Annotated in this window: 12 protein-coding genes; 8 read left to right on the forward strand and 4 right to left on the reverse strand. The window is 78.5% G+C overall.

Annotated features, from left to right (window positions below):
- Nucleotides 1-263 precede the first annotated feature (263 nt).
- Genes AC0IVP_RS21475 through AC0IVP_RS21495 form a run of 5 tightly spaced genes read left to right on the forward strand, consistent with a single transcriptional unit; the run spans nt 264 to nt 3907 of the window.
- Nucleotides 264-1241 (forward strand): nucleotidyltransferase family protein, encoded by a 978-nt coding sequence (locus tag AC0IVP_RS21475; protein WP_471759220.1) that lies wholly within the window; start codon nt 264-266, stop codon nt 1239-1241.
- A complete protein-coding gene (locus AC0IVP_RS21480) occupies nt 1238-2023 on the forward strand; it encodes a hypothetical protein (protein WP_471759221.1) in 786 nt (261 codons plus the stop codon). Before AC0IVP_RS21475 ends, AC0IVP_RS21480 begins: the two co-directional genes overlap by 4 nt.
- Nucleotides 2020-2295, forward strand: coding sequence for a PqqD family protein (locus AC0IVP_RS21485; protein WP_471759222.1), 276 nt, complete (start codon nt 2020-2022; stop codon nt 2293-2295). Before AC0IVP_RS21480 ends, AC0IVP_RS21485 begins: the two co-directional genes overlap by 4 nt.
- Nucleotides 2292-2729: a lasso peptide biosynthesis protein gene (locus AC0IVP_RS21490; RefSeq protein WP_471759223.1), complete on the forward strand. Its 438-nt coding sequence runs from the start codon at nt 2292-2294 to the stop codon at nt 2727-2729. The genes AC0IVP_RS21485 and AC0IVP_RS21490 overlap by 4 nt, the downstream gene beginning before the upstream one ends.
- Nucleotides 2726-3907, forward strand: a complete 1182-nt coding sequence (locus AC0IVP_RS21495) for an asparagine synthase-related protein (RefSeq protein ID WP_471759224.1) — start codon at nt 2726-2728, stop codon at nt 3905-3907. The genes AC0IVP_RS21490 and AC0IVP_RS21495 overlap by 4 nt, the downstream gene beginning before the upstream one ends.
- Here AC0IVP_RS21495 and AC0IVP_RS21500 read toward each other — a convergent pair.
- A complete protein-coding gene (locus AC0IVP_RS21500) occupies nt 3891-4757 on the reverse strand; it encodes a hypothetical protein (protein WP_471759225.1) in 867 nt (288 codons plus the stop codon). The genes AC0IVP_RS21495 and AC0IVP_RS21500 overlap by 17 nt on opposite strands.
- Nucleotides 4758-4831: 74 nt before the next feature.
- Here AC0IVP_RS21500 and AC0IVP_RS21505 point away from each other — a divergent pair, with 74 nt between their 5' ends.
- Nucleotides 4832-5002 (forward strand): hypothetical protein, encoded by a 171-nt coding sequence (locus AC0IVP_RS21505; protein ID WP_471759226.1) that lies wholly within the window; start codon nt 4832-4834, stop codon nt 5000-5002.
- Between the two features lie 5 nt (nt 5003-5007).
- On the opposite strand, the gene AC0IVP_RS21510 is transcribed toward AC0IVP_RS21505, so the two are convergent.
- Together AC0IVP_RS21510 and AC0IVP_RS21515 are read right to left on the reverse strand one after the other, a co-directional pair.
- Nucleotides 5008-5637: a LuxR C-terminal-related transcriptional regulator gene (locus AC0IVP_RS21510; protein ID WP_471759227.1), complete on the reverse strand. Its 630-nt coding sequence runs from the start codon at nt 5635-5637 to the stop codon at nt 5008-5010.
- Entirely contained in the window at nt 5634-6152 is a 519-nt protein-coding gene (locus AC0IVP_RS21515; protein ID WP_471759228.1) for a response regulator transcription factor, read from the reverse strand. The genes AC0IVP_RS21510 and AC0IVP_RS21515 overlap by 4 nt, the downstream gene beginning before the upstream one ends.
- 54 nt (nt 6153-6206) lie before the next feature.
- Here AC0IVP_RS21515 and AC0IVP_RS21520 point away from each other — a divergent pair, with 54 nt between their 5' ends.
- On the forward strand, nt 6207-7964 hold the full coding sequence (locus tag AC0IVP_RS21520; protein ID WP_471759229.1) for an ATP-binding cassette domain-containing protein: 1758 nt from the start codon (nt 6207-6209) through the stop codon (nt 7962-7964).
- A gap of 20 nt (nt 7965-7984) precedes the next feature.
- On the opposite strand, the gene AC0IVP_RS21525 is transcribed toward AC0IVP_RS21520, so the two are convergent.
- A complete protein-coding gene (locus tag AC0IVP_RS21525) occupies nt 7985-8791 on the reverse strand; it encodes a lipase family alpha/beta hydrolase (RefSeq protein ID WP_471759230.1) in 807 nt (268 codons plus the stop codon).
- A gap of 29 nt (nt 8792-8820) precedes the next feature.
- Between AC0IVP_RS21525 and AC0IVP_RS21530 the strand changes: the two genes are divergently transcribed.
- A partial coding sequence (locus AC0IVP_RS21530) for a CDP-alcohol phosphatidyltransferase family protein (RefSeq protein ID WP_471759231.1) occupies nt 8821-9377 on the forward strand: 557 nt, incomplete at its 3' end.

Genomic DNA, 9377 nt, shown 5'->3' on the forward strand with positions numbered 1-9377 from the left:
AAGCGGGTGCTGGACGGTCGGCAGGCCCTGGACCGTGACGTGTGGGAGGCGGCGGGCTGGTCCTACCGGGCCCTGGGACGGCGGGCGGTCTGAGTCGCACCGGCCCCGCGTCCCGGGCACCGGGGGACGTCGTCCTCTGGTGCGTCCGCCGGGCCGCGGGCCACGACGACCCGGCGCCGGCCTGGACGGGGGACGACGGTGCGCTCCGGGCCGCCGTCGTCCACCACCGGGCGTGGCTCGTCCTCGCCCGGTTCGGCGACGGCGTGCCCGGGGTGCCGGCCGGGCTCCGTGCCGAGGCCCTCGCCCGGCGCGACCGGGCCCGCCGCGCACAGCTGCAGACCGACGCCGACCTGACGGCCGCCGGCGCCGCGCTGGACGCCGCGGGCATCCCGTGGGCGTGCCTGAAGGGCCCGGTGCTGACCGCGGTGCACGCCCGCGCCGGAGGCGACCGGGCGGCGGCCGACCTGGACCTGCTCGTCCCGCCGGACCGGCTGCGCGACGCGCTGGCCGCGCTGACGAGTGCCGGCGGGTCACTGGTCACCCGCAACCTGGCGCTGCTCCGCCGCGAGCTGCCGGGGGAGCTCGCCCTGCGCGGCCGGTTCGGGACCCTGCTGGACCTGCACTGGACGCTGGTGAACCGGGCCTCCCGGCGGCAGCACACCTCGGTGGCGACCTCCGAGCTGCTCGACCGGGCGGCCCCGGTCCCGCTGGCCGGCCGGCCGGTGCCCGCGCTCGACCCGGACGAGGCCCTGGTGCACGTGTGCCTGCACGCCGCGCTCTCCGGGGCAGCCCGCACGTCCTGGCTGCTGGACGTCGCGCTGTCGGTGCAGGACCGGCCCGTGGACTGGGACCGGGTGGCCGAGCGTGCCCACGCCTGGGGGGTCGCCGTCGCGGTGGGGCTGGTGCTGGCCCGGACCGCGGCCCTCCTGGACGCCCCGGTGCCGCCGGGGGTGCTGCGCGCGCTGGCCGGGCGGGACTGGTTGCTCGCCGAGCGGGCGGTCGGCGCGCGGGTCCCCTCGTGCACCACGGACCTGGGCACCTGGCCGGCCCGGGTCGCCGTCGGGGCCACCGAGCACCGCACGGTGGCCGCCCTGCTCGGCGCCCGCGCGCGGCGGTGGGCCACCGGGCGGCCGGCGGTCTTCGTGCAGGGTGCCGACGCGCCCGGGTCGGCGCTGCACCCCGCAGGCGACGAGCGCGACCTGACCGCCTTCCTCGCCGCCGTCGCCCGGGAGCCCGCGTGATCCGGGCCTACCTGGCCGGCGAGCGGCTGCTGGAGGGCGTGGTGCACCGGGCCCGGGGCGCCTGGGACGGGCTCTGGCTCGGCCTGCTCGACGAGGAGGACACCGCCCGGGTGGACCGGGCCTTCTACGACCGCGAGCCGGTCTACGGCACCGAGGAGCACAACCGGCAGGGCCTCTTCGACTGGGAGGAGCACGTGGTCGCCACCCACCTGGCGCCCGGGTGCCGGGTCGTCGTGACCGGGGCGGGCGGGGGCCGTGAGGTGCTCGCGCTGCTGGCCCGCGGTTTCGACGTCCGGGGCCACGAACCGCACCCGGCGCTGGCCGCCGTGGGCGCCGCGCTGACGGCGGCCGACGGCTTCGGCGAGCGGGTGGCACCCAGCGGGCGGACCGGCTTCCCGGTCGGGCCGGGCAGCACCGACGCCGTGGTGCTCGGGTGGGGCAGCTACATGCTCGTGCCCACCCGGTCCCGGCGGGTCGAGCTGCTGCGGGCCGCAGCGGCGGCATCCGGCGGCGGCCCGGTGCTGCTGTCCTACTTCCCGCTGCCCCGCGACCGCCGCCAGTTCCGGACCGCGGTCCGGGTGGCCCGCCCGCTGCGCCGGTGGCGGGGCGCCGAGCCGCCGCTGCTGGGCGACGCGCTGGCGCCCAACTTCGTGCACCACTTCACCCGCCGCCAGGTCGCCGACGAGGCAGCCGCGGCGGGGCTGGCCGTCGTCGACACCGGCGGCGGAGACTACGGCTGGGCGGTCGTCCGGGCCGCCGGTGCAGGAGGGGGACCGCGGTGAGCGGGGACGAGCAGGTCGTGCGGTTGCGGGCGGGCGCGGTGTCCTGGCGGGAGGCCGACGGCGAGGTCATCGTGCTGGACCTGACCACCTCGGACTACCTCGGGGTGAACGCCGCCGGCCGGGCCCTGTGGACCCGGCTGGCCGAGGGAAGCACCACCGCTGAGCTGGCCGCGGCGCTGCAGGAGGAGTTCGGGGTGTCCCCGGAGCGGGCCACCGCCGACGTCACGTCCTTCCTCACCGACCTCGTCACCCGCGGTCTGCTCGAGACGTGACCCCACCGCCCGCGCCGTCCCGGCTGCACACCCGCGCCCAGTGGGGCGGCTACCGCCGCACCCCGCTGACCGGGCGGGTGTCCCCGGCCACGTGGCGGGCGGCCTGGTGGGCCGCCCGCTCCGTGCGGTCGGCCCGGACGGCGCTGCGGGCCGACGGTGTCCGGGCGGTGGTGGCGGCACCGCCCGCGCTGCCCGCCGGGGCGCGCCGCGGGGTGGACGCCGTGCTCCGGCGGCTCGAGCCGACCTGCCTGGAGCGGTGCCTGGTGCTGCAGGCCTGGCTGGCCGCGCACCGGGTGCCCTGCGAGGTCGTCGTCGGCATCGCCGCCGGGGCCGCCGGGGCCGCCGGGGTGCGGGCGCACGCCTGGCTCGACGTCGAGGCCCACGACGCCGTCGCCCGCCGCTACCGGGAGATCCACCGGCTGTCGCCGCCGTGACCGCCGCGACCGGGGTGACCGGTGCGTGGCAGCTGAGCGCACTGGAGCTGGCCGCCGGGTTCCCGCTGGGTCCCTCCTCCCACCCGCCCCTCGCCCGGGCGATGCCGGGCAGCCCCGGTGCGCGGGTGGCCTTCGAGCAGGTGCTGCGGCAGGCGCTGGCCCGGCCGCCGTGCGTGGTCAGCTTCTCCGGCGGCCGGGACTCCTCCGCGGTCCTCGCCGTCGCCGCGTCGGTCGCCCGGCGGGAGGGCCTCCCACCGCCGGTGCCGGTCACGCTGCGCTTCGCCGGGGTCCCCGCCGCCGAGGAGGCGGCCTGGCAGGAGCGGGTCGTCGACCACCTGGGGATCGCCGACTGGGAGGTGGTCCGGGTCGACGGGGAGCTCGACCTGACCGGTCCGGTCGCCGCGGAGCTGGTCGACCGGCACGGCGTGCTGTGGCCGGCCAACACGCTCTTCCACGCCCCGGTGGCGGCCCTCGCCCGGGGCGGCACGCTGGTCACCGGCTTCGGGGGCGATGAGGTGATGAGCCCGGGCTGGGCCTGGGACCGGGTCGGCCGGCTGGTCACCCGCACCGCCCGGCCGGAGCCGGCGGACCTGCTGGAGCTGTGCGGGGCGGCGGCCCCCGGGCCCGTGCGCCGGTGGGTGCTGGACCGCCGCCGTCCCGAGCCGAGCGCCCCCAGCCCCTGGCTGCACCCGCACGTCGACGCCGAGGTCCGGGAGCGGTGGCGGCAGGCCCGGGCCGCCGAGCCGGTCCGGCACGGGCGGGCCCTGCGGGCCGACTGGTGGCGCTCGCGCTACCTGCAGGTCACCCGGGAGAGCCTGGGCCTGCTGGGCGCCGGGCAGGACGCCGCCGTGCTGCACCCGTTCACCGAGCCCGCGTTCCTGGTCGCGCTGGCCCGCGAGCGCGGTGTCAGCGGGCCGCGGCACCGGACCCGGGAGATGGTCCGGCTCTTCGGTGACGTGCTGCCGCAGGAGACGGTCGCCCGGGTGGGGAAGGCGAGCTTCGACGGGGCGTTCTGGGGCGCGCGGACCCGGGCGTTCGCGCAGGCCTGGGACGGCGCCGGGGTCGACCCGGACCTGGTCGACGCGCCCGCGCTGCGGCGGGAGTGGCGCTCGGCCCGCCCCGACGCCCGCACCCACCCGTTGCTGCAGGCCGCCTGGGCGGTCAGCCGCGCTCGCTGAGCCGGGCCAGCAGCAGCTCGGTGCTGGCCGCCATCCGGGCCCAGTCGCGCGGGCGGTGCCACAGCAGCACCGGGAACCCGGCGAGGTCGAAGAAGCGGGCCGGGTCGGCCGGGGGCCGCCGCAGCGCCGAGGACCCGGCCAGCAGCGGCACCCGGGCGACCGGCGGCACCGGCTGCAGGTCCTCCGGTCCCCACGCCGGCACGATCCACCCGGCCAGCGGGGTGGGGCCGGTGGGTGGCACCGGGACCCGCCACCTCTCCCGCCGGCCGACCACGCCCATCGGCGTCCCCAGGCCCAGGTGCTCGGCGGCGCTGCGCCGCAGGTCGACCAGCCCCGGTCCGGGGAGCACGTGCCGGTCGGCCAGCACCGCGACGTCGTCGGTGACCACCGGACGACCCAGCAGGTGCGCCTGGACGACCAGCGAGCTCTTCCCGGCGTCCCGGGCGCCCAGCACGCCCCAGGCCCGCCCACCCACGTCGAAGGCCCCGGCGTGCAGGACGTCCCGGCCCAGCCAGTGCCCGTGCACCGCGGCGACCAGGGCCAGGTGCGGGTGCACCAGGTGGTCGTGGGGGAGGGGGCGCACGGTGGTGAAGTGCGCCGTCCGCGCGGCCCGGTCCAGGTGCACCCCGCCGGCGTCGCGGGCCATGGCGAAGGAGGCCCGGTCCGCGCCCAGGACGTCGGCGACGCCCGTGGGGGCGCCGCGGGACTGGGTCACCCGCAGCACCGGGGCGTCGGCGGGCACCGGGCGGAGCAGGTGGGCGGCGTCGGTCAGGTCGGGGAGGGCCAGCCCGTAGCAGCCGGTGGGCGCGGTCGCCGCCGCCGGCGTCCCCACCCGGTGCGTGGCGGTCACCTAGGTGAAGCTGCCCGGTGACCGGGCGACCGGCCCGGCCCTACGGTCGGGACTCCACCGGACCGAGGAGCCCCATGAACGAGCACGGCTACGAGTCGCCGGCCATCACCACCATCGGGTCGCTGCACGACATGACCCTGCAGTACAAGAACTTCGGCACCGCCGACGGCGTCATCCTGGCCATCCCGGGCGTCGGCACCGGCCCGGCCCAGGACTCCGACGAGTTCGGCAACCTGCTCAGCTGACCGGCTCACGGCTGGACCAGGCCCAGGTCGAGTGCACGCTGCACGGCCTGGGCGTGGCTCCGGACGCCGAGCTTGACGAAGATCCGGGCCCGGTGGCTGTCCACCGTGCGCGCCGACAGGCCCAGGGCCCGGGCGATGGTCTTCACCGGCTCGCCCCCCATCATCGCGGCCAGCACCTCCCGCTCCTTGGCGGTCAGCGTGGGGAGGCGTTCGCTGCGGACGGCCCGCCACTGCTGGAGCACCATCGCGGCGACCGCGGGGTGCAGGGTCGCCCGGCCGGTCGAGGTGTGCCGGGCGGCGGCCCAGAGGTCCGCGGCGGTGCAGTCCTCCAGCAGCACCACGCCCGAGGCCCCGGCGAGCAGCAGCTCGGGGACCGCGCCGGCCCGGTCCCGGGGGCAGACCACCAGCACCCGCGTCCCCGCGGCGAGGACGTCGGCGAGCAGGGTCACCAGCGGCACACCGTCGACGTCGACCCCGGCCAGCAGCAGGTCGGCGCCGCCGGTCAGCGGGGTGGCCGGTCCGGCGACCGTCACCGCCACGTCGTCCCCACCGCCCTGGACGAGGGCCTCGCGCAGCGCCGTCCGGACCAGCAGGCTGCCGCCGGCCACCACGACCCTCAGGGACGCGGTGCTCACGCGTCCGCGTCGCCCCGGGTGAGCGGCACGCCGGCCGAGCGGAGCTCGTGGGCCAGCCGCACGGCCTCGACCTGGGTGGCCGCCCCGAGCTTGACGATGGCCCGCCGGCGCGCGTTGTGCACCGCCTTGGTGCTGATGCCCAGCTCTGCGGCGGTCCGGGTGGCGGGGACACCGGCCGCGACGGCGGTCAGCGCCGCGTCCTCCCGGGGGGACAGCGGAGCCGGCGTCGCCGGCCGGCCCGGGCCGGGCAGCTGCCGGGCCGCCTGCACCCGGGCGGCCAGCGCGGCCCCGTCCGCCACGTCCAGGTCCTCGGCGTCGACCCGGCGCACCGCGCGCCCGCGCGGTGCCGTCGGGGACACCCAGACGACGTGGTCGGGGTCGTCGACGTCGGCCCAGTCGGCGTGCACGGCGACCAGCTCCAGGCCCTCGACCGAGGCCAGCGTGGCGGCCAGCCCGGTGCGGACGACGGTCCGTGGGTCCACGACGCCCACGGGGTCGGCGACCGGCGGTGGCATGGGTGGAAGGCTAAACCGGTGCCAGCACGGTCCGCAGCGTCTCGGGCACTCGCGGTGATCGCCCGGCTCGGGAGACTGCCGGTCGCCGAGGCCACGCGGACCGTCTGGCGGGCCGATCCCCGCGGCACCGTCCTCGCCGGGGTGCTGTCGCTGGTCGGGGCGCTCAGCGGTCTCGGGGTCGTGGCCGCCAGCCACCTCGCGCTGCGGGCGGTCCTGGACGAGGGCGCGGGCACCGACTTGGTGCTCCCGCTCGTCGCGGTCGCGGCACTGACGGCGGTGTCCGGCTCGGTGGGTGTGCTGCAGGGGCTGCACCTGCGGCTGCTCGGCGAGCGGGTGTCCCAGGCCGTCTGGGGTCGGCTGCTGGCCTCGTGCGCCGCCGTCGACCTGGTCACCTACGAGTCGCCGGCCTTCCTGGGGCGGCTGGACCGGGTCCGCGGCAACGCCGTGGGTCGGCCGCTGGCGGTGGTCTCGGCGGTGCTCGGGCTGGGGGGCGGGCTGCTCGGCGCGCTCGTGCTCACCGGCGCCCTGGCCGCCGTCGTCCCCGTGCTGGTGCCGCTGCTGCTGGTCGGCGCGGTCCCGGCCGTGCTGCTGTCCCGCCGCGCCAGCCGGGCGGAGTTCTCGCTGGCGCGGCGGTCCACCGCCTCGGTCCAGCGGCGGGGCTACCTGAAGTCGCTGCTGAGCCACCGGGTGACCGCGGCCGAGCTGCGCGCCCACGACGCCGCGCCGGAGCTGATGCGCCGGCACGCCGTCGAGGACCGGGCCCACCTGGCCCGGCTGTCGGCGCACGTCGCCACCCGTCGGCGCACCGCCGCGGCCGGGCTGGTGGCCTCGGCGCTCGCGCTGGCAGGCGCCTTGGTGGTCGTGGTCGGGCTGGCGGCCGCCGGGCGGATCAGCCTGCCCGACGCCGGCGCGGCCGCGGTGGCCGCCCGTCTGCTGGGCGGGCAGCTGAGCCGGGTCTTCCGGGCGGTGGGACAGCTCGTGGAGGCCGCCCCCTTCCTGGCCGACCTGGACTCGTTCCTGGCCGACCACCCGGCGCGCGCGGACCGCGGCGTCCGGCACCCCCTCGGCTCGGGGCTCACCGTGCGCGGGGTGTCCTTCCGCTACCCCGGGCGGGACCGGCCGGCCGTGGACGGCGTCGACCTCACCGTGGCACCGGGCCAGGTGGTGGCGCTGGTGGGGGAGAACGGGTCGGGCAAGACCACGCTGGCCAAGGTGCTGGCCGGGCTCTACGCGCCGGGCGGCGGGGTGCTGTGCTGGGACGGACGGGAGCTGTCCGGGGAGGACCTGCGGGCCAGCACCAGCGTGCTGTTCCAGGACTTCCTGCGCTACCAGATGTCGGTCCTGGACAACGTGACGGTCTCCGACAGCAGCCGGCCCGTCGACCGCGCGCACGTCGAGCGGGTGCTCGACCGGGTCGGCATCGGGGACGCCGTCCGGCGCCTGCCGCAGGGGCTGGACACCGTCCTGGGTGTGGAGCTGGGGGAGGGGGCGGACCTGTCCGGGGGGCAGTGGCAGCGGCTGGCGCTGGCCCGGGCGCTCTACCGGGACCGGGACCTGGTGGTCCTCGACGAGCCCAGCGCCGCCCTGGACCCGCGGGCCGAGCACGAGCTGTTCCGCGACGTCCGCGGCGTGCTCGACGGCCGCGCCGCCGTCCTCATCTCGCACCGGTGGTCCAGCGTCCGGCTCGCCGACGTCATCCACGTGCTCCACGAGGGCCGGGTGGTCGAGCACGGCAGCCACGAGGAGCTGGTCGCGGCAGGCGGCCGGTACGCCGAGATGTACGCGATGCAGGCCGACGCCTACCGGGCCTGACGGCCACCGCTCCCGGTGTCTCAGCCGGACAGGCGCGCGCAGTCCGCGGGGCCCAGCGCCACGGGCTGGCCCGACGCCAGCTCGGCGATCACGATGCCCTGCACCAGCGGGTCCGAGGGCAGCTGCCCGTGCTGCACCCGGCTGTCGGCGCACACCGACTGCACGGTGAGCTGCAGCGCACCGTCGAGGCGGGCGGAGTCCGGCGGGGTCACGGTGGTGTCGACGTCGGTCCACACCGACACCCAGGTCGGGCCCGCGGGGGTCTCGTCACCGGCGTTCAGCCCGCGCAGCACCTCGCTGTCGGTGCGCAGCTGCTGGCAGCCCTCGGGGCACTGGTCGGGGGCGAAGGAGCCGGCCAGGTCGGCGACCGTGGTGCCGTGGTGCGGCGAGCCCAGGGTGACGATCCGCCGGGCCTGCTCGGCACCGCCGTCCGCCGCCCAGATCCGGGTGACGACGCCGCCGGCGGAGTAGCCGACGACGTCCACGCTGTCGGCGTCGGTGCGGGCCAGGGCCTCGTCCACGGCGGTGGCCAGCACGGCGGCGGACTCCCGCAGGTCCCCGGTCCCCTCACCGGGCACCGGCACCACGGTGGCGTCCCGGCCCACGGCGGTCAGCGCGTCGGCCAGGGTCTGCAGCGACCGGGTCGAGCCGCCGTAGCCGGGGACCAGCAGCACCGGACCGGGTTCGGCCTGGGAGACCGGCGCCGGGTCGCCGGCGGTCAGCCGCGGCACGAGCACGGCCGCGCCGACGGCGAGGACCGCGACGACCAGCCCCGCCAGCAGCCCGAGCACGAGGCGGCGGCGGGCGGGGGCGAGTCCGGCGAGCACGACACCACTGTCCCTGGTGGACTGCACCCGTGCCGCCGTTCCTGTCCCGGGAGGACTACTTCACAGCCTGGTCACAGTGGCATGGCGGGACGGACCCGCGAGCCAGCGGCGTGGTCCGCGGCTGGCTGACCATCGCCCACACCCTGGCCCGCCCGCTGGCCGGCGTCCCACCGCTCGCGGTCACCGTGCTGGGTCTCGCCGTCGCCGGGGCCGCGGTGGGCCCGGCCGCGGCCGGGGGCCCCTGGCTGGTGCTGGCCGGCGTGCTGGTCGGGCTCTCCGGGCTGCTGGACTCCCTGGACGGCGCGCTGGCCATCGCCGGCGGCCGGGCCGGGCGGCGGGGGTTCGTGCTGGACTCCGCGGTCGACCGGCTCACCGAGGTGGCCTACGCGCTGGCCTTCTGGGCCGCCGGGGCCCCGGCCTGGCTGGCCGTCGCCTTCGGCGCGCTGTGCTGGTTCCCCGACTACCTGCGCGCCCGGGCCGGCCAGGCCGGGGTGGACGAGACCGGGGCCATCTCGGTGTGGGAGAGGCCGACCCGGGTGGCGATGGCGGGCATGACGCTGGGCGGGGCCGGGGTGGTGTCCGGGGT

The organism is Klenkia sp. AC732, assembly GCF_979256525.1.

Coding starts and splice junctions, on each gene's coding strand:
- AC0IVP_RS21515 (WP_471759228.1), bottom strand. CDS start 6,152: ATGCCACCGCCGGTCGCCGACCCCGTGGGCGTCGTGGACCCACGGACC.
- AC0IVP_RS21505 (WP_471759226.1), top strand. CDS start 4,832: ATGAACGAGCACGGCTACGAGTCGCCGGCCATCACCACCATCGGGTCG.